Annotated in this window: 15 protein-coding genes; 10 read left to right on the forward strand and 5 right to left on the reverse strand. The window is 50.7% G+C overall.

Annotated features, from left to right (window positions below):
- Positions 1-318: 318 nt before the first annotated feature.
- Both EVX52_RS07430 and EVX52_RS07435 read left to right on the forward strand, forming a co-directional pair.
- Positions 319-3,096, forward strand: a complete 2,778-nt coding sequence (locus tag EVX52_RS07430) for a flavocytochrome c (RefSeq protein ID WP_129990989.1) — start codon at positions 319-321, stop codon at positions 3,094-3,096.
- 24 nt (positions 3,097-3,120) lie between these two features.
- On the forward strand, positions 3,121-4,083 hold the full coding sequence (locus tag EVX52_RS07435) for an FAD:protein FMN transferase (protein ID WP_129990990.1): 963 nt from the start codon (positions 3,121-3,123) through the stop codon (positions 4,081-4,083).
- Positions 4,084-4,093: 10 nt separating this feature from the next.
- Here EVX52_RS07435 and dcuR read toward each other — a convergent pair whose 3' ends face one another.
- From dcuR to EVX52_RS07450, 3 genes are all read right to left on the reverse strand, one after another.
- Entirely contained in the window at positions 4,094-4,813 is a 720-nt protein-coding gene (dcuR, locus tag EVX52_RS07440) for a two-component system response regulator DcuR (protein WP_129953599.1), read from the reverse strand.
- The gene (locus EVX52_RS07445) at positions 4,810-6,429 is read right to left on the reverse strand and encodes a sensor histidine kinase (protein WP_129990991.1); all 1,620 of its coding nucleotides are present in this window, start codon (positions 6,427-6,429) and stop codon (positions 4,810-4,812) included. The genes dcuR and EVX52_RS07445 overlap by 4 nt, the downstream gene beginning before the upstream one ends.
- 239 nt (positions 6,430-6,668) lie before the next feature.
- The gene (locus EVX52_RS07450; protein WP_129953597.1) at positions 6,669-6,986 is read right to left on the reverse strand and encodes an RcnB family protein; all 318 of its coding nucleotides are present in this window, start codon (positions 6,984-6,986) and stop codon (positions 6,669-6,671) included.
- Between the two features lie 365 nt (positions 6,987-7,351).
- Between EVX52_RS07450 and EVX52_RS07455 the strand changes: the two genes are divergently transcribed.
- The 5 genes from EVX52_RS07455 to EVX52_RS07475 all read left to right on the forward strand — a co-directional run bounded on the left by EVX52_RS07455 (position 7,352) and on the right by EVX52_RS07475 (position 13,247).
- Complete coding sequence (locus EVX52_RS07455) at positions 7,352-9,760, forward strand: membrane-bound PQQ-dependent dehydrogenase, glucose/quinate/shikimate family (RefSeq protein WP_129990992.1); 2,409 nt, start codon at positions 7,352-7,354, stop codon at positions 9,758-9,760.
- Between the two features lie 106 nt (positions 9,761-9,866).
- Positions 9,867-10,772 carry an SDR family oxidoreductase gene (locus EVX52_RS07460; RefSeq protein WP_129953595.1) on the forward strand — a complete coding sequence of 302 codons (906 nt, stop codon included), beginning with the start codon at positions 9,867-9,869 and terminating at the stop codon, positions 10,770-10,772.
- A gap of 211 nt (positions 10,773-10,983) precedes the next feature.
- Positions 10,984-11,409: a DUF2231 domain-containing protein gene (locus EVX52_RS07465; RefSeq protein ID WP_129990993.1), complete on the forward strand. Its 426-nt coding sequence runs from the start codon at positions 10,984-10,986 to the stop codon at positions 11,407-11,409.
- Positions 11,410-11,421: 12 nt separating this feature from the next.
- Positions 11,422-12,726 carry a sorbosone dehydrogenase family protein gene (locus tag EVX52_RS07470; protein ID WP_129990994.1) on the forward strand — a complete coding sequence of 435 codons (1,305 nt, stop codon included), beginning with the start codon at positions 11,422-11,424 and terminating at the stop codon, positions 12,724-12,726.
- A gap of 263 nt (positions 12,727-12,989) precedes the next feature.
- Positions 12,990-13,247, forward strand: coding sequence for a hypothetical protein (locus EVX52_RS07475; protein WP_129953592.1), 258 nt, complete (start codon positions 12,990-12,992; stop codon positions 13,245-13,247).
- 71 nt (positions 13,248-13,318) lie between these two features.
- Here the strand turns inward: EVX52_RS07475 and EVX52_RS07480 are convergent, their stop codons facing one another.
- Positions 13,319-14,230 (reverse strand): MurR/RpiR family transcriptional regulator, encoded by a 912-nt coding sequence (locus EVX52_RS07480; protein ID WP_129953591.1) that lies wholly within the window; start codon positions 14,228-14,230, stop codon positions 13,319-13,321.
- A 429-nt stretch (positions 14,231-14,659) separates the two neighbouring features.
- Between EVX52_RS07480 and EVX52_RS07485 the strand changes: the two genes are divergently transcribed.
- The 3 genes from EVX52_RS07485 to EVX52_RS07495 all read left to right on the forward strand — a co-directional run bounded on the left by EVX52_RS07485 (position 14,660) and on the right by EVX52_RS07495 (position 19,731).
- Complete coding sequence (locus tag EVX52_RS07485) at positions 14,660-16,789, forward strand: TonB-dependent siderophore receptor (protein WP_129990995.1); 2,130 nt, start codon at positions 14,660-14,662, stop codon at positions 16,787-16,789.
- Between the two features lie 46 nt (positions 16,790-16,835).
- Complete coding sequence (locus EVX52_RS07490; RefSeq protein WP_129991118.1) at positions 16,836-17,930, forward strand: ABC transporter substrate-binding protein; 1,095 nt, start codon at positions 16,836-16,838, stop codon at positions 17,928-17,930.
- A gap of 247 nt (positions 17,931-18,177) precedes the next feature.
- Entirely contained in the window at positions 18,178-19,731 is a 1,554-nt protein-coding gene (locus EVX52_RS07495; protein WP_129990996.1) for a peptide MFS transporter, read from the forward strand.
- A 567-nt stretch (positions 19,732-20,298) separates the two neighbouring features.
- Here EVX52_RS07495 and EVX52_RS07505 read toward each other — a convergent pair.
- The gene (locus EVX52_RS07505) at positions 20,299-20,637 is read right to left on the reverse strand and encodes a hypothetical protein (protein ID WP_129953588.1); all 339 of its coding nucleotides are present in this window, start codon (positions 20,635-20,637) and stop codon (positions 20,299-20,301) included.
- Positions 20,638-21,142 lie beyond the last annotated feature (505 nt).

The following is a 21,142-nucleotide window of genomic DNA, read 5'->3' on the forward strand; positions in this document are numbered from 1 at the left end:
CTGTGGCAGAGAAAAAGCCCGGCAGATGTAATATTAATCCCTGCAGTTAAATACAAATAAGATCATAGTTTGCATTAATGTAATTATTTAATTTAGCAGTTAACATATTTTTAATATAACGGGTATTAACTTAATGCATAAATAGTTAATTAACTAATGTAATAAGTTTTGAAAGTAAAAATAAACTTATATTAAAGCGATGACTCCGGCATTGAAGAAAAACAATCAATAATAAATCGATACTTCATTGTGCTTAACCCAAATAGCGCGCCGACAACCCATTCAGAATTTAAAACCTTAAAGTTTGGAGTAATTATTATGAGCACCAACGATCTGTTATTGAGCCCGTTCACCCTGCCCAATGGTACTGAGTTGAAAAACCGTATTCTGATGGCTCCCATGACCACCTGCACAGGTTTTTATGACGGCACCGTTACCAGCGAACTGGTTGAATACTACCGGGCCCGCGCCGGCAGTATTGGCACTGTGATTGTCGAATGCTGTTTTATCGATGATAAGGGCCTGGCATTCCCCGGTGCTATTGGTATAGACAATGACAGCAAGATTGACGGCCTGGCAAAAATTGCCGCAGCGGTGAAATCTCAGGGCTCGAAAGCGCTTTTGCAGATCTATCATGGTGGACGCATGAGCGAGCCCAAACTGATTGGTGGTCAGCAACCGGTCGCGCCAAGTGCGCTGGCGGCACCGCGTGACGGCGCTGCCACGCCGGTGGCACTGACGGCAGATGAAGTAGACGACATGATCACCAAATTCGGTGAAGGTGTGCGTCGTGCGATAGAAGCCGGTTTTGATGGTGTGGAAATTCACGGGGCGAACACTTACCTGATCCAGCAATTCTTCTCGCCGAACTCCAACCAGCGTGACGACAAATGGGGTGGCAGCCGCGAAAACCGCGCCCGCTTCCCGCTGGCGGTGCTGGATATCACTCATGCGATGGCGAAGAAATACGCCAGTTCTTCATTTATCATCGGCTACCGTTTCTCACCAGAAGAGCTGGAAGAACCAGGGATCCGTTTTGCTGATACCCTGTATCTGCTGGAACAGCTGGCCGCGCGTGGGCTGGATTACCTGCATTTCTCACTCGGTTACTCGCTACGTCCTTCTATTGTGGATACCACTGATGCGACGCCATTGATCGACAAATATATCGCGATGCGCTCAGACCGGCTTGCACAAATTCCGGTGATGGGTGTCGGCGGGATCGTCAACAAATCCGACGCTGATCTGGCGCTGGCACATGGCTATGACATGATCGCTATCGGTAAAGCGTGCATTGCGTATCCGGACTGGACCGACCGTATTACCGCCGATCAGAAAATGGACTTGTTCATCGACAGCACACAACGCGAAGCACTCACCATTCCGGAACCGTTATGGCGTTTCTCTCTGGTAGACGCGATGATCCGCGACATGAGCATGTCCTCTAAGAAATTCAAAGCCGGTGTGTTCCGTGAAAAGGTACAGGATCCGGCTCATGAACTGGCGGTCAGTGTCAGTCTGGAAACTGATCGTATTGCTGATATCTTGCTGGAAGCAGGCACCGACCCGGATGTGGAATTTACCACCAGCTTTGAAATCATCCGTACCCGTATTCTCGATGCCAACAGCCCGCATGTGGATGCCGTCACGGGGGCGACCGAGCAGAGCGAAGCGGTGAAAAAAGCGGTTTCCAAAGCGATCGCTAAATCCTGCAAAGCACAGCTGCTGGAAGAGGGCGGCGATGTGTCGGGGCCGCAAACTTATGATGTCGTGGTAGTCGGCAGCGGCGGTGCCGGTCTGGCCGCAGCGATCCAGGCGTGTGACGAAGGCGCGAAAGTGCTGATCGTTGAGAAAATGTCGACCATTGGCGGCAACACCATCAAAGCCTCGGTGGGCATGAACGCCGCCGAAACCCGCTATCAGCGTCTGAAAGGCATCGAAGACAGCAAAGAGCTGTTCTATCAGGAAACCCTGAAAGGCGGCCAGTTCAAAAACAATACCGTGCTGCTGAAAGAGTTCATCGAACATGCACCGCTGGCGGTGGAATGGCTGGCCGATCACCACATTGAGCTGAGCGATATCACCATCACCGGCGGGATGAGCATCGACCGTACGCACCGTCCGGCGGACCGCAGTGCCGTGGGTGGCTTCCTGATCAGCGGGCTGGTGAAAAATCTGAATAAACGCAATATCGACGTGATGCTTGATACCTCTGTTACCGAAATACAGTACAGCAACGGCACGGTGCAAGGTGTTGAATTGCTCAATGATGACAACGAAGCGCTGACGATTCATGCCAAAAGCGTGATCGTCGCGACCGGTGGTTTTAGTGCTAACCGCGAAATGGTGGTGAAATATCGTCCTGAGCTGGACGGTTTCGTGACCACCAATCATAAAGGGGCGACCGGCAGCGGTATTGCCATCCTGCAAAATATTGGCGCAGGAACGGTTGATATGGGCGAAATTCAGATCCACCCGACAGTGGAACAAACCACTTCTTATCTGATTTCAGAAGCCATTCGTGGTGGCGGTGCGATTCTGGTCAGCCAGGCGGGCAAACGCTTCTTTAATGAGATGGAAACCCGCGACAAAGTCTCAGCCAATATTATCGCCTTGCCGGAAAAATACGCGTACGTGGTGTTTGATGAGCAAATTCGTATGAATAACAAAGCGGCAGATGAATACATCGCGAAGGGTTTTGTTATCAGCGCCGGGTCACCACGCCAGCTGGCGGCGAAACTGGAAATGAATTCAGATGCCTTCCTGGCAACGCTGGAAAGCTACAACGTCGCCGTAGATAAACAGGACGACGCAGAGTTTGGCCGTAAAACCGCGCTGCGCCACCCGATCAATCAGGGGCCGTTCTACGCTATCCGTATCGCACCGGGGGTACATCACACCATGGGCGGCGTCACTATCAACACTGACACTTGCGTGCTTGATGCGCAACAACAGCCGATCGGTGGTGCATTTGCGGCGGGCGAAGTGGTCGGCGGTATACACGGTGGCAACCGTATCGGCGGGAATGCCGTTGCAGATATCATTATCTTCGGTATTCTTGCAGGGCAAAATGCCGCGAAATTCGCAATGCGGTAACCGATTATCACCCAGGGATTTTCAATGACGCCAGACGATCGTATCTATGCTTATTCCGCTGTTTTGATGGGTTCGCCCATTCTTCTCAAGCTGTTTGAACATGCCGAAACTCTGGCGTCTGGCGTTTTCCGGCTGATTAAACAGCAGGAAAACATCTTCACGGTGAACCGTCCGCACTCCGATATTATGGCGATTAACCATGCCGCAGGACGTGACCCTGTCACGGTCAGCGCGCCTGTTTTTGAATTAATCCGTCGCGCTAAAACCATCAGTTGCCTGCCGGACAGCAGTTTCAATTTCACCATCGGCCCGCTGGTTAAACGCTGGAAAATCGGTTTCAGCGGTCACAGTATCCCGGCCGCGCATGATTTACAGACCCTGCTGTCGCTGACCGATCCTGAAGACGTGATCCTTGATGAACAGACCCGTTCGGTCTTCCTGCAAAAAACCGGCATGGAGATCGACCTCGGCGCAATTGCTAAAGGTTATATCGCGGATGTCGTGCGGGATTACCTGCGGGAACAACAGGTTGATAATGCCTTAATCAATCTGGGGGGGAATGTGCAAACCTTGGGTGACGGTACGGAAGGCGCCTGGGCGATTGGGCTCAAAAAACCTTTTTCCGATCCGGATGCCCTGATTGGCGTGATCAATGTCATCGGTAAATCGGTGGTGACATCCGGTGTTTATGAGCGTTATTTCGAACTGGACGGCCACTGTTATCACCATATTCTTGATCCCAAAACCGGTTATCCGCTGGATAACGAGCTGCTCAGCGTCACCATTATTTCTGAGGACTCAATCGACGGGGATATCTGGACGACATTGCTGTACGGAATGGGGGTGGAGAAAAGCCTGGCTTCTCTGACAAAAATCCCACACATCGAGGCGATTTTTGTGACCCGTGACGGTCAGATTATTTTGCCATCGCAGCGGCAGTTTACCTTCACGCCGCTGGATGACAGTTACCGTATCATCGCTTACTGACCGCTGGTTATTACTGACAGTACTGTTTCAGCAACGAATAATGATCGGCCTGCAGACGGTAGCGATATACCGGCCTGCCGGTGACGCCGTAATGAATGCTGGTGAACAAAATGTTCATCTGGGCAAGCCAGATCAGGTATTTACGGCAAGACACGCGCGAAATATTCACTGACGTTGCCAGTTCATCCGTAGAGAATTCCATCGTCGGATGGGCGTCAATCCACTGGCATAACGTCCGTAATGTTTGCAGCGTTAAGCCTTTCGGCAGCTTTTTGGTGTCCGCCGCTGCAGGATTGCTGCCATGGATGAGCCGGTCAACGTCTGACTGTTCGTAATACTGCTGATTATCCATCAGCGTTTTCTTTTGCTGCCAGCCGGTCAGTGCTTCCTCAAAACGGGAAAACTGGAACGGCTTAATCAGATAATCGACCACGCCATAATTAAGCGATTTTTTGATGGTTTCTGCATCCGCAGCGGAAGAAATGACAATCACATCGACAGGCCGGCGGGCGTTACGCAGTTCAGGCAGTAAATCCAGCCCGTTATCCTGCTGCATATAGACGTCGAGCAAAATCAGGTCGATAGGCAGTGCTGAATTAAGCACCAGATCTTTCGCCTGTTGCAGGGTCGACGCAGTGCCGCAGCATGTGAAACCGTCAATCTGGCCGACATAACACCGGTTCAGCTCTGCCACCATGGCATCATCATCAACTATCAGTACATTGATCAAGTACTTGTCCTCTTGCCATCCCAGGGAAGTTGTACAAAAAATTGGGTATAAACATCGGGTTCCGATTCTACAGTCACCGTTCCGCCAAGGCTTTCCACTTGCTGTTTAGCGAGAAAAAGCCCCATGCCCCGCTGTTCGCCTTTCGACGACACACCCTTTTCGAATATTGCGTCAATATTTTCCGGCTGAATGCCCGGCCCGTCATCGCTGACGATGCAGGCCAGCGAGCCATTCTGATAGTGCAGCAAGACGCTGACTTCACCATCAGACTGATCGCCAAGCGCATCCAGCGCATTTTCAATCAGATTGCCCAGCACGGTAATCAGTGCCGCCACCTGATCTTCGTTATTATTGTCCGGCAGTAAACTGTCATCGCTGAGCGTTAACAAATGCCGTGTGTCCGATGCGCGGTTAATCTTGCTGAGCAGGAAACCGGCAATCACCGGAGACTTGATTTTCAGCAGCAGCGAACCGATTTCCGCCTGATAGTTATTGGCGGTTTTGAGAATGTAATCTTCAAGCTGAGCATAGCTTTTCATATGCAGTAATCCGAGGATCACATGCAACTTGTTCATGAATTCATGCGAACGCTCACGCAACGAATCTGCATAGTTTACCATGCCGCTCAGACGCTGCATCAACTGGCTGACTTCTGTTTTATCCCTGAACGTACAGATCGCGCCAATAATCACGCCGTTGTTGCGTACCGGTACGGTATTGCTCAGCAGCAGACGTCCCTTGAAATTGATTTCTTCGTCACGGCGCGGCATGCCGGTATTGAGAACACCGCGCAGGTTGGCGATAAGGGGCAGGGAATCCGCATCCGGTTCCACGTCGATGGCGGTTTCGCGGAAAGTTTGCCGGGCCGTCTGGTTAATCAGCGTGACATGCGCCTGATCGTCGACGGCGATCACGCCTTCTTTGATCGACTGCAACATCGCCTGACGCTGTTCAAACAATGTCGAAATTTCATAAGGTTCAAGCCCGAACAAAATGCGTTTAAGCAATTTCACCAGACAGTAAGTGCCCAGTGCACCCACTATCAGGCCAAAAAGTACTGTCCACAGAATACTCCAGCGGCTTTTATTGATTTGCTCCGTGACTTTGACCAGTGAAATTCCAATGGCGACTACGCCGATTTGCTTATGGTGATCATCATAAACCGGCGTGAATACGCGCAATGCTTTGTCCAGCGTACCTTTGTTAATTGAGACATTTTCGTTGCCGAGCAGCGCCGGATTGATGTCATCGCCGATAAAATGATGACTGATCACATCCGCATTCGGATGCGAGTAACGGATGCCGTCCATGTCAGTGACCACGATAAACAGCAGGTCATTGCGTTTTTGCACCGCACTGGCGATAGGCTGAATAATATTACTGTCAGGGGGCAGCAAGAGTGCGCGTTTTGTTTCGGGTAAATCAGCCATGGTTCTGGCGACGGCCAGAGCTTTATCTTTCACGCCATCACGGGTGGTGTCGCTTACCTGCACAAAATAAAGCATATGGACAACCAGCAACACGGACGCAATCACGGCGCTTATCATCAGGCTGACTGACGTGCTGAGTTTCATGGGGTGCTTGCGCACGGAATGGCGTTGCTGCGAGTCGCTCATGGGAGCCCCGGAGAGAGTAGAGCCAAATGCTCATTGTTGATTTTGATAGTTCGCGTTGTTCATCCGGCAATATGGCATTGAACACTGCATGAACCCACCCTGTTCACGCATAATGATATGTTTATTTGACTGATATTTCCGCTATTTATTACTTTCGAAAGTGAGATTAGCGCAGCGGGCACCTGAATAAAAAAGGCCTGAATCTCTTCAGGCCTCATGTTCATTATCCGGCTTTCTTATTACTGGAAATAAATATCGCCGTTTTCGGCTTTGAGGATCTTCCCGTCGGTGTCGGTGATCAACGCATAACTTCCGCCGATGTAAGTCCAGTGGCTGCCCGCATCCGGAGCAGGCAGGTGACGTTCCTGCCAGCCGACGATTTCATACGGTTTGGTGCGGTAGAGTGCAGGGACCTGATCGCCGATAGAATACAATTTGGAATCATCGTAGAACGATTTGATCTCATGGGAGTTTGACGCTGCAAATGCCGGATTAGCCAGGGGTAACAACGATGAAACAACCAGGGCTGATAACATAACAATTTTAGAATGACGCATAGATTATCCCGTTAAAACCATCAACTTAATGCCAGCCTCGATGATCTGCCGCCAGTCCGTTTTATGAGCGGTAAAGCCGAAGCCTGTGCTTTTTCTGTAGGACAGGATAATAACGAGAAAGTGAGCGCAGGCTGGGGAGTTTTTTTGTGTCGAAATGCAAATCAGGTTGAGTATTTACTAAACCCGCTGATTTTGTACTGAATTATTTTCATCTCTGTAAACTTTTGAGACACATTATCTCTGTCGCTTTCCTCTTGAAAATAAAAGTATTAGCGGCCTCTTGCTGATTTATCCTTCCCCGGTTCCGCCACTTCAGTTTAATGCCAGATATCCTTTAATAACCTTTTCCTGCAAAAGAAATCACTATGCGCAATGAACGGATTATTACCTGGTCGTTCATGACCGGGCTTGTGGTGGGTGTCATCGGGCTGGCGTATCTGCTGCTGGGCGTCTGGCTGGCGGCTATCGGCGGCTCACCCTGGTATGTGGTTTTTGGCACCGGCTATCTGATCAGCGGCATTTTTATCGCGCGCCGTCATGGCAGCGGGATCTGGCTGTATTTGCTGACATTTCTGGTTTGTTGCATCTGGTCGGTATGGGAAGTCGGCCTGGATGGCTGGCAACTGATGCCGCGTTTGTTTGTGATGGCATTGTTAGGCATCTGGTGCAGCCTGCCCTTGATCACCCGTCAGGTGATGGCAACACGGGGCAATCACCACGCCGGTACACTGGCCGGGCTGGTCTACGTGGTGGCGATTGCGGGCATTTTTTATACTGGCTGGCAGGTGACCGGGTCACGTTTTGTGCATTATCAGCCCGTTCCCGCACAGACAGGCGCAGCACAGACCACCTCACCGGAAAGTAACGACTGGCGCTTTTATGGCCGGACAGAAGCCGGGCAGCGTTATTCACCGCTGACGCAGATTACCCCCGCTAATGTCAGCCAGCTTAAACCTGCCTGGGAGTTTCACACCGGTGATGTGATGAGGAAGGGTGAGGATAAAGCCGGACGCGAATTTAATTTCGAAGTGACCCCCATTAAAGTCGGGAATACGCTGTTTATCTGTACGCCGCACCGCGAAGTGATTGCACTCAACGCCACGACGGGCACTCAGCGATGGAAATTCGATCCTAAAACTGACACCTCAACCAATGAGTACCTGGCGTGTCGTGGCGTGGCATACAGCCAGTCAGCCGATGATAAAATATGTCCGGAAAAAATCATCGCGACCACCAGTGCGGCACGGATGGTAGCACTGAATGCGCAAACCGGTCAGCCGTGTTCCTCCTTTGGCGATAACGGTTTTGTCAGCCTGACTGACCATATGGGCGATGTGCCACCGGGCTTCCATTTCATTACTTCGCAGCCGATGGTGATGGACGGACACATTGTGCTGGGCGGCTGGATTTATGACAACCAGTCTACCGGTGAACCTTCCGGCGTCGTCCGGGCTTACGATGCAAATACCGGCCAGCTTGCATGGGCATGGGATATGGGCCGGGATCCGCAGAATGCACCGCTCAAACCGGGTGAAGTTTATACCCGTGGTACGCCCAACGGCTGGGGAACCTATACCGGCGATCCGAAACTGGGTCTGGTTTATATTCCGCTCGGCAATGCGACGCCGGATTATTACGGTGCCGGACGCCGTCCGTTTGACGAAAAATATTCGAGTTCTGTTGTCGCGCTGGATATTCAGACCGGTGAGGAACGCTGGCATTTCCAGACGGTGCATCACGATGTCTGGGACTTTGATGTACCGATCGGACCGACGCTGGTGGACTTGCCCTCGCCGGACGGGACGACGGTGCCGGCGCTGGTGCAGACCACCAAAATGGGACAGCTGTTCCTGCTCGACCGGCGTACCGGAAAACCGCTGGCGCAGGTAAACGAAAAACCGGTGCACACCTCTCCCTCTTTGCCGGGCGAACATCTTTCGCCAACGCAGCCGGATTCTGCCGGCATGCCCAATCTTTCTCCGCCAGATTTGAAAGAAACTGACGCGTGGGGCGCAACACCCATTGATCAGTTGTATTGCCGGATCCAGTTCAAAAGTGCGCGCTATCAGGGACAGTTCACCCCGCCAGCGGAGGGTAAATCCATTGCTTATCCGGCCTTCGACGGTGTGATGGACTGGTACGGTGCTTCGGTAGATCCGATCCGCCATGTGCTGATTGCCAACACCAGTTACATCCCGTTCACAATGGAAGTGAAAAAATCAGCCGATGCGATCAAGGAAGGGCTGATGCACAAATGGGCCGGATGGAACAGTAATCAGCCTTATCCCAAACCCAAAGAGTTCTCCGTTGGCCCGCAATATGGCACGCCGTGGGCGGCCATCGTCAAACCGTGGCTGGGCTTTCTGCAGGCACCGTGTAATGCGCCACCGTGGGGAAAACTGGTTGCGGTTGATCTGACCACCCGAAAAATTGCCTGGGAAAGGCCGGCGGGAACCACCAGAGACATGAACATTTTCGGCACACATACTAATGTGCCATTGCCAACAGGCATTTTCATGATGGGCGGTAATGTTATTACTCAAAGCGGGCTGATTTTCACCGGAGCCACGGCAGACAACTATTTCCGCGCATTCGACGAAACGACGGGTAACGAACTCTGGCGTGCGCGACTTCCGGCGGGGGGGCAGGCGACGCCGATGACATATACCGGCGATGATGGACGACAGTTTGTGGTGATTGCCGCCGGCGGACACGGCGGGCTGGGGACGACGTCCGGTGATGCGCTGGTGGCGTATGCATTACCTGCAAGATAGTTTTGACTCCGGAATGCGGGATATTCAGAACAGTCTGATGATGCCCACAGGCTGCCCAGGATGGTCTATTTTTAAGGTTCCTTCATTTCTAAAATAAGGAGTGTTTATGAACAATAAAACAATCCCGACATCCCTCAATGAACCTCATGTTGATGCGTATCCGACCCCCCCGTTTGAGCATCAGAAACAACCCTTCCCCGGGCTGGCCAGCAAAATGAATCCTGTCCCCGATCACGGCGAAAAAACTTACAAAGGCAGTGCCCGGCTGGAGGGGCGTAAGGCGCTAATCACCGGCGGTGATTCCGGAATTGGCCGTGCGGTGGCGATCGCGTTCGCCCGCGAAGGTGCGCAGGTCGCCATCAATTACCTGCCCGACGAAGAGGCCGATGCCAAAGAGGTGGTCGATCTGCTGTGGGCAGAAGGGCGGAAAGTGGTCGCCATTCCGGGGGATATCCGCGATGAAAAATTCTGTCAGCAACTGGTGAAGGAAGCGCAAGAAAAGCTCGGCGGGCTGGATCTGCTCGTCAATAATGCCGGTCGTCAGCAGTTCTGTGATTCGATTAAGGATCTGACCACCGAGGCATTTGACGCCACGTTCAAAACTAATGTGTACGCCATGTTCTGGATAACTAAAGCGGCGCTGGAATTCATACCGCGCGGCGGTGCGATCATTAACACGACTTCGGTTCAGGCGTTTTCACCGAGTGATAATTTGCTCGATTACTCCTCCACCAAAGCCTCGATCATGGCTTTCACCAAAGCGCTGGCCAAACAGCTGGCGAATGACGGAATTCGGGTGAACGGTGTTGCGCCGGGGCCGTACTGGACGCCGTTACAAATTTCCGGCGGACAGCCTCAGGAAAAAATCGAATCCTTTGGTCAACAGGCACCGCTGAAACGTCCGGGGCAGCCTGCGGAAATCGCCCCGTTGTACGTGACGCTGGCCTCAAATGAAAACAGTTATGCCTCAGGGCAGGTCTGGTGTTCTGATGGCGGTACCGGCACGGTCTGATTACCGGTCAGAAACGCCAAAGCCCGTCATATGACGGGCTTTTTTCATTCAGGCAAACATCTGCCAGTGCTGCAGGTATTGCCCCGTCATACATCATTACGCTGCTAATGAATTCGTCATAACTCTTCATCTTTACTAATCTTTTACAGGTACGCCTGAGGGGGGCCGCTCTTTTAACGCGGTCAGCTATGGATAAGTTAAGGAGAAGAACATGCAAACGCAGCCGATTTCAGCGCGCCGGGGTGTCGCAACGGCGCTGTACGAATTGTTAAATCCCATTCCTCTTGGTTTCTTTGTCGCGGCCTGGATCTTCGACATCCTCTATATGAAGACTTTCATCACGATGTGGACTGACGCTGCCAGCTGGCTGATTGTGCTCGGGCTGATCATTGCCATTATTCCCCGGCTGATCAACGTGGTGCAGGTATGGGCAGGGCGCCAAACGCCTGCCGGTTCGCCGTTAAAAACTCATTTCTGGCTGAATCTGGTGGCCGTGGTGCTGGCTATTTTCAATGCCTTTATTCACAGCCGTGATGCTTATGCGGTTGTACCAATGGGGGTCACGCTTTCTTCGCTGGTGGTGGTGTTGCTGCTGGTGGGAAATGTCCAGCTCGCGTTACGTGCACGCACAGTATAAGGAGATAAGACCATGAAAAATCACCAACGCGCGTTACTCGCACTGACGCTCGTCGCATTACTAAGCAGTTGTGATGACAGTTCACAAATCGACCCGAAGAAACAAACCGGTGCGGATCCTGAACTGCCGAAAGCGCAAAACTTCCTGCTGCCACCCATGAAAGTGCCACAAGGCATACCGTGGAAAACCGGTGAAATGCCGAAAGTGGCGGACGGGCTAAAGATCGAAAAAATCGCGGAAGGGCTTAAGCACCCGCGTCAGGTGTATGTGTTGCCGAATAACGATGTGCTGGTTGCGGAATCTAATGGTCCGGCGAAAAAACTCATCTTCAGGCCGAAAGAGTTAATTATGGGGATGGTGCAGAAATCCTCCGGTAAAGGCGGCGAAGGCGGTAACCGTATTACGTTGCTGCGCTATACCGGCGGTAAATGGGAGAAACATCCGTTTATTGCCCGTGTAAATTCACCGTTCGGTATTCAGCTGACCGGTAATACGTTATGGGTCGCCAGCGCGGACAGCCTGATTAAATACCCTTATCAGCAAGGTGAAACGCAGATTACCGCACCGGGTGAGGTGGTGACAGCATTGCCAGGCGGGCCTATCAACCATCACTGGACTAAATCCCTGCTGGCGAGTCCGGACGGCAGCAAATTGTACGTCGGGGTCGGTTCCAACAGCAATATCACTGAAAACGGTATCGGTGCAGAAGACCGGCGCGCGGCCATTCTGGAAGTGGATGCCGCAACCGGTGCCAGCCGTATTTACGCCAGCGGATTGCGCAATCCGACCGGTCTGCAATGGGAGCCACAAAGCGGCAAGCTGTGGGCAGTGGTTAATGAACGCGACGAAATCGGCTCCGATCTGGTGCCCGATTACATGACCTCTGTGCAAGAGCACGGTTTCTATGGCTGGCCTTACAGCTACTACGGACAACATGTGGATGAGCGCGTTAAACCACCGCGTCCGGATCTGGTCGAAAAAGCCATCAAACCGGATTATGCCATCAGTTCACATGTTGCCCCGCTCGGGTTGCTGTTCTATACCGGCGACAATATGGCGCAATATCGCGGTGGCGCGTTTGTGAGTGAACACGGCAGCTGGAACCGCAAACCGCTGAACGGTTATCAGGTGATGTGGGTAAAATTTGAAAATGGTAAACCCGTCGGGCTGCCACAGCCGGTGGTGACCGGATTCCTCACCGATGATCAGAAACATGTTCGCGGTTTACCGGTCGGACTGGCAATGGATAAACAGGGCGGAGTGCTGATCGCCGACGATGCAGGTAACAGCATCTGGCGCGTCAGCAAGGCGGAGTAAATGCGGAGTATTCCTATTTTTAAAAGGCAAGGGCTGCAGGCTCGCGAAGAAGATAAAGCTGGCTATGATTAATGCATCTGTACCTCGCTACAGATAACCACTGCTTTTTATTATTCCTGTCTGTGTGATTGCCCGCTGTTTGCCTGCGGGCTTTTTTTTGCCTGCAATGTTTTGATAGGGAATGAGTTCAGAATTCGCAATAAGATTATTCCAATTATGCTATATTTGAAGGATTCACTTTCCTTTTGTGCAGAGCGCATCACATGCCGGATATTAATATTGTTTGCGAGCAATGCGGATCAGATCGTTTCGTCGCCGCAGTGAATACGCCCCTGGCAGAAACCGTACATTCTCTGGTTTGCGCCGCATGTCAGCATCCCGTGCCTGTAGATGAGGTCGTTATTTTCAGGGAAGGCATGTATATCAGCGGTTCCTATGACACCTTTCCTACTGAACCCGGTAAATTGTATGATTACGATATCTGCCGGTTCAAACCGCTTAACCGGCAGATACTTCTCTAGAAACGCCGCACGGACAGCGACAGTAAGCGGGGGGCCGTGTTATTCATCTCCCGCTTCTTCATGCTGATTGTTTATGTCCCCCCGTCCTGCAATTTTCTTATTTTATTGGCTGACTTCAGAGACTGATTGAGATCCTGGATGCGTTTCATGGTTTTCATGGTTCGCGATGCGGTGGCCGAGGCAACGGATAAAATCAGCATTTCCAGACACACCAGTACCGTACCATGGAGTGGCATTCTGCCATTCTCACCCCCGCGCGGAATAGTGATGACAATGTCAGCCTGTTTCGCAAAAAAAGAATCACTGGCGTTGGTCAGTAAAATGAGGGGGATACTCAGACGCTTTGCTTCCTGTATTGCCGTTCTGCCTTCGCGATGAGCACTCTTCTGCGCCATCATAATCAGGACATCACCCCGCTGCAGATTGATCAGTTGTTCCGCCAGCGCAATGCCTGAGCGGTTAAGTGACACTGCGGGAATGCCGATTCGGGTAAAGAGCCTGGCGCTGTAGTCCGCTAAAATACCGGAAGCGTTAAGACCAAACACCGCCACCTGGCGTGCATTAATCAGCAAGGCGATAGCCTCAGAAATAGCCTGACGGTTAGCTGGCTGCGCCAGCGTGTCACAGGCACGCTTATGCCCGTCAAGAACGAAGTCGATGCCCGAATTGATATCACTGGCCAGCTCACTGACGGTGGTAATCATTTTCTCTTCTGAATTAACCGCTGTGCCAAACCAGGCTTCCAGCGTTTTCTTCATATCGCGTAAACCCGCAAAACCGAGCGCCTGAACGGCGCGGACTACGGTGGCATCTGAAACCTCTGTCGCGGTTGCAATATCCATTGCTGTTGCTTCCAGCACCGATTCACGATGGTTGTATATATAAGACGCAACGGTTTGTAAGCCGGGGGAAAGTGAGGAGATACGTGCACGGTAACGTTCACCGAAGACATCAATACGTTTTTTTACCGGAGTCGCCGCCATTTGTTTTTACCGATCCTTGTCGTTTTTACCCTTTACCCGGTTTTATCATATTCACAATGTAGTGTTTTTATGAATAAAAATATTCACATTCTTATGCCCCTGAGCAATGTTTTGTGGGCGATATTAAATGATTTATATATAAATCATTTATTAAACAATGAGTTATAAAGTGTAATTCTGTTGCTGATGACAGGGTGTGGCGTTTTTTGATGTAGCAAAATTCTGAAACATATCATTTACTACTACATCTCCGCATGTTGGAATGATTATCAATTGCATTACGGCGGTTTTCCTTTGCCGGATCAGAATAACAACATTAACCGGACAGGTCAGGAGCGTTAACCGGACACACTATGTGTCTGTCGTTACTGGTATGTCCGGAATTTCTTTACGGAAAAAGACGTCATTTTTAACACCGGGTTCATTGAAATGAAGAATAACACGCTGTTTGATTTTAAAAGAAAAGACCACCCAGCCATTTTAGCTGCGATTTATGGTGTCGTGATGCTGACACCTGTTACAGGATATTCAGCGGGAGAAAGCGATACGTTAACGATCACCGGGCCGGGAGTTGACGATCAATCATATAGCGCCGGAACCAGTTCTGTTGCCAGTAAAACGCCCACCTCGCGTCTTAACGAGGCACAGTCAGTCAGTGTGGTAACCCGGCAACAACTGGACGACTATCAGGCCACAAACCTGGCTGATGCGATGCATTTTGTCAGTGGTGTCAGTGAGGGGAATACTCTCGCAGGTACGGAAGATGGATTTGTCCGCCGTGGATTTGGTTCCAACTCTGATGGCTCCGTTTATCGCGACGGCGTGCGCAGCAGCCAGGGTCTCAATTTTGATGCCACTACCGAACGTGTTGAAGTGTTAAAAGGTTCAGCATCATTGCTCTACGGGATCCAAAATCCCGGCGGTGTCATTAACCTTGTCAGTAAAAAGCCGCAGTATGACTGGCACACAAAAGTCAGCGGACGTTACGCCAGTGAAGGCGGCGGGGCAGGGACAGTCGATGTCACCGGTCCGCTTGGCAATGGTTTTGCCGTGCGCATGATTGCGGAAAAACAAGATCAGGATTACTGGCGTAATTTTGGCAGCGATAAGCACACGCTGATTTCGCCTTCGCTGCAATGGTATGGCGAAAAGGCCAGTTTTCTGATCAGCTATTCAGATTACCGCTACGATATACCTTACGATCGCGGAACCGCTTTTATTAACGGTAAGCCTATCGATATCGGCTATAAAAACCGGCTGGATGATAAATCAAACCGTGCCTGGGGCCATAATAAAACGCTCAACGCTCACTATGACTGGCAGTTCAGCGATGACTGGAGTACTCGTCTGACGCTTGGCTGGAACCAGCGCCGCTACAATAATGACGAGGTCAGGGTGACGGCGGTGAACACCACCACCGGCGCCGTGACGCGCAGGGCGGATGCCAACCGCGGTTTTAACCATAAGACCAAATACGTTTCCTGGGATCTGCTGGGTACGCAGGAGATTCTGGGCATGAATCATGATCTTGTGCTGGGTACAGACTATGAGATGAACCAGACGTATCGTGCACATCAATACCAGGGAAAAGCCAACAGCAGCTTTAACTATTTTGATCCGCAATATGACATTCTCTCCCCGGTCGCCAACAGCACCACTGAGAATACGGCTAATGGCAATAACCTGAACCGGATCCACAGCCGGTCGGTTTATGCAAAAGACAGCATTTCACTGACATCAGACTGGATTGCGGTCGTGGGTGGCCGCTATCAGCACTATGAGCAACGTGCTTCAAAAGGCTTTGATCCGGTTGTTCAGACACTGGATTCCGAAGGGAATAAGTTTTTGCCACAGGCCGGTCTGATTTATAAAGTCACGCCCGATGTGTCTTTATACAGCAGCGTCAGTAAATCCTTTACCCCCTCAACGGATGTCGATGATGATGGCAATGTCGGAAAGCCTGAACAGGGCACCACCTGGGAAGTGGGCAGTAAATGGCAGATTACGCCACGCATGTTTGCCAGCGTGGCGCTTTACCGCATCGATGAACGTGACATGTCACTGAGCATTAACGGCGAAACAAGCGCCATTGATAAAGCGCGTTCCAGCGGAGCAGAGTTTGAACTGAATGGTGAAATCTTTCCTGACTGGGAAGTCAGTGCCAGTTACAGCTATGACCAGGCCAAAATTGTGGATGATGGTGAAAATTCAGCGAATAACGGCAACCGCTTACAAAATGCGCCGCGTCATTCGGGTGCGCTCTATCTGAGCCATAATCTGGTGATTAACGGCCTGCCGGGAGATTTCCGTATCGGTGGCGGTGCGCGTTATGTGGGGAGCCGGGCGGGAGACCCGGAAAACAGTTTCACGCTGCCTGATTATATTGTGGCTGACAGCTTTGTTGCATGGAATAACCGTCTGTTCGGGGAGAAGACACAGCTTAAACTCAACCTGAATAATCTGTTTAACAAACATTATTACACGTCCAGCGGCGGTAACCTGCGCGTACGTGAAGGTGAAACCCGTAATCTTATGGTGCAGGCAAGTGTTGAATTCTGATCGGCGGTTTTTGCCGCGCGCGCATCTGATCCGCAAATACAGTGTCATGACGATGGTTTTTATGCTGCTGGCACTGACGGGCGTCGGTGTGCAGGCACGCACCGTCATCGATATCGACGGTAACCCGGTGAACATTCCCGATAATCCGCAACGTATCGTGCTTGGCGAAAGCCGGATGCTTTATACGCTGGCCCTGCTGGAAACCGGTGACCCTGTGAAACGGGTTGTCGGCTGGCCACTCGATTTGAAGAAATATGACCGCCAGACCTGGAATATTTTTGCCCGGCGTTTTCCGCAGATGTTGGCGATTCCGTCGCTGGGGTTGGGCGGAACAAATGATATGAACCCTGAAAAGGTGCTGGCGCTCAAACCGGATCTGGTGATCCTGCCCAGTCTTGCGCGCTATGACGATGCAGATTTGCGTCTTAAAGAGATGCTCAACGCGGCGCATATTCCGGTAGTGAAAATCGATCTTCGTGTCCAGCTGCTGAAAAATACTCAGCGCAGTGTGAATATTCTGGGCGAAGTGCTTAACCAGACTGCACGGGCTCAGGCGTTTAATCATTTTTATGATGCGCATATGCAGGTCATTCATGATCGGCTGGCCACTTATTCCGGCCATAAACCGACGGTGTTGCTTCAGTTACATCTTGGACGCCGCAATGAATGCTGTGTGACTGCTGTGAAAGGTAGCCTGGGTGAACTGCTCAATTTTGCCAGAGGGGATAATATCGCCGGAAAAACAGTGCAAGGGGTCTTTGGCCGGCTGAATGAGGAAACGGTCATCATGGCGCAACCTGAGGTTTATTTCGCCACAGGGGCCGGTTCCGCTGAAGATCAGAATGATTTGAAACTGGGGCCTGAAATCGCACCGGAAATAGCCCAGCAAAGTTTGCGGGAACTCACCGCCAGACAGAACGGATTGCGGGAACTTAAAGCGCTGCATAACGGCCACACCGGGATGATATGGCAAAATTTCTACCTCAGCCCGTGGCATGTTGCCGCCACCGAGTTTATGGCAAAAGCCCTTTATCCTGAACTGTTTGCGGATATCGAACCTGAACAGACGTTAAAACAACTCTTTCACGATTATCTGCCCATACCTTATAGCGGCACCTATTTTGCTCACGGTAGCCTGTGAAAGAGAATGCATTTCTCTCATGCGGATTTTTTCGTAAATTGACCTGCCATGTCCGTTTTTTTGCCGCTATAAAATCTGTAAAAGTGGACATTAGTCGACTTTTCCTCTAAAACTTCTGCGGTTAATGCCAGACAATACCGGTATTCAGCAATCAAATAATAACCGCTGAATGTTTAAGAGCGGCTGCAAGACAGCCGCCGGGCAAGGGTATTCACAACGATTACGACAGACTTTCTCTGGAGAATTTATGCATTCCTCTGTTAATAAAAACGAAAGCCGGACTTTCTTCGGCCATCCTTATCCGCTCGGCTCATTGTTCTTCACTGAAATGTGGGAGCGGTTCTCGTTTTATGGCATCCGTCCCTTACTTATCCTGTTTATGGCGGCGACGGTTTACGACGGCGGCATGGGGCTTGCACGCGAAAACGCCTCGGCTATCGTCGGTATATTTGCTGGCTGTATGTATCTGGCGGCACTGCCGGGGGGCTGGCTGGCAGATAACTGGCTCGGGCAGCAGAGGGCGGTCTGGTACGGATCGATTCTGATTGCGCTCGGCCATCTGTCGATCGCGCTTTCCGCTTTCATGGGCGACAGCCTGTTTTTCATCGGCCTGATGTTCATTGTTCTCGGCTCAGGCCTGTTCAAAACATGCATCTCGGTTATGGTGGGCACACTGTATAAAAAAGGTGATGCGCGTCGTGACGGCGGTTTCTCATTGTTTTACATGGGTATTAATATGGGGTCGTTTATCGCGCCGCTGATCTCCGGCTGGCTGATAAAAACGCATGGCTGGCACTGGGGCTTTGGTATCGGGGGAATCGGTATGCTGGTGGCGCTGATTATCTTCCGCCTGTATGCCGTGCCTTCCATGAAACGTTACGACAGCGAAGTAGGTCTGGATTCGACCTGGAACAGTCCGGTTGCTAAGAAAAACGGCGTGGGTGCCTGGCTGCTGGTACTGGCTGCGGCTGTGGCAGCCATCGTTGCGCTGATCTCGCAGGGGGTGATCGTCATTAACCCGGTTGCCGTCGCCAGCGTGCTGGTGTACGTAATAGCGGCGTCAGTTGCCCTCTATTTTATCTATCTGTTCCTGTTTGCCGGACTTAACCGCAAAGAGCGCGCCAGACTGCTGGTGTGTTTCATTTTGTTAGTTTCGGCAGCCTTCTTCTGGTCTGCGTTTGAACAGAAACCGACTTCATTTAACCTGTTCGCTAACGACTATACCAACCGGATGATCGGCGATTTCGAAATTCCTGCCGTCTGGTTCCAGTCTATTAATGCACTGTTCATTATCCTGCTGGCGCCGGTATTCAGCTGGGCATGGCCGTTGCTGGCGCGTAAAAATGTGCGCCCGAGTAGCATCACCAAGTTTATCATTGGTATTTTGTGTGCGGCAGCGGGCTTCGGGATCATGATGATGGCTGCCCAGAACGTCCTGAACAGCGGCGGAGCAGGCGTATCACCCTTATGGCTGGTGGGAAGCATTTTGATGCTGACGCTCGGCGAGCTGTGCCTGAGCCCGATTGGACTGGCGACGATGACGCTGCTGGCACCGGAAAGAATGCGCGGTCAGATGATGGGCCTGTGGTTTTGCGCCAGCGCGCTGGGGAATCTGGCGGCCGGTTTGATTGGCGGGCATGTAAAAGCCGATCAACTGGATATGCTGCCTGATCTCTTCGCACGTTGTTCCATTGCGTTGCTGATCTGCGCTGCGGTGCTGTTCATCCTCATTATTCCGGTGCGAAGAATGCTGGAAAATACCGGATCGAAGACAGAGCAAAAAACCGTAACGCATGCCTGATCGCGGATGATGTGATTTTCGAATACTGATAAGAACCAATAAGGCCGGGATGATGACCGGCCTTATTTTTAGATTTTCAGGATGCATTGATTTACAATGAGCTTACGATTCCAGTGCGCATAATCATGATTATGTTAAATTGCGGCGCATTCAGCGGAATGATTCATTTGACCGCCCCCTTTTTCAATAAGTCTTCATGATCTTTAATGGCAAAAATGTTTTCAATTGTCTGATTTGTGATGAAGTACATTCCTCATTGGCTTTGATGATTTACACTTACGCTATGCTTAAGGTATAACTTTTCTTTTAAATGCTGCGACGCAAGCCATTTTATACAACAGGGTTTTTAAATAATGGAAGATGCTTTTGTCGGGAATATAAAAAAACCAGTGCTGAAATTTTAGCCATCATCATCCTTTATCTTATCTTTACCCTGTCCCCTTATATACTGACAAGTTTCTTCGTCATCGGATTTGATGCTTCAATCATCGTTATGCTGAATCATGGGCATAGCTACCCTGGCGTCATTATTACCTCAGGGTAGCTTAAAATAATTTTAACTAGTTATTACCAGTGGCATTGCCCGTTGACGCTGTTAGCATTTGAGTCGCCACCAAAAGCGCCGCCACGGCCGCCATTATCAGAAAGGCATTTTCCGGCATTTTTAGCCACACCGACCGCCATTTTCCCCGGGTTTGGAAAGCCTTTGGCGAGTGCACCAAAAACACCATTAGCGCAGTCAACAGTTCCCGGGCCTCCGTATATATGCGTAGGCGCATTCTGAGCCATATGACTCCAGGATGATTGGTTGTGCTGGGTATTTCTGCTGCTGCCGCCCTCATAATTAGAGTTAGCGTTTCCGCCTGCAACTAAAGCTAATTCAGATTGAGAAAGTTCCTTTATCATTTTTTACCCTCGTAACGGTTATTTTTTTCTGCTATTGATTTGGTCTCCACCAGAAAAACAATTAGCAGGGATACTGACACTTGCAGAAGCAGTGAAACTTTAGAATTCCCACTATCCCTATATATGACTACTCCACCCGGGAAATGAAATAGAAGCCAACCAACAATATGAGGACAAATATTTTCTTCAGCCGCACATCGACTTCGCAGTGAAAGGTACAAAACAGTTATACGCTCAAAGGTAAGCTTTTTGTCAATTTTATTACTTTTAGTTACATTTGATTTCACTTTGTTAACTATTTATTGCTTTATCTTCATTTTTTCTCCTTCTTTTTATGCTTTAAAAAATACATTTAATTTCATGTAATCCTTTGTTTTTAAAGGTTTTTTCTTCTTCACTAAGCGAAATGTAGATAATACAAACCAGCGGTATGCTAAAACAAACGCTTGCCGGAGCAGGACCAGGGCGTGGCATAATAAAGGTGACTACTCACCTCCCCGCACGC

It is taken from the genome of Rahnella sp. CFA14(1/10), assembly GCF_004195095.1.
In the GTDB taxonomy this organism is placed as follows: Bacteria; Pseudomonadota; Gammaproteobacteria; order Enterobacterales; family Enterobacteriaceae; genus Rahnella; species Rahnella perminowiae.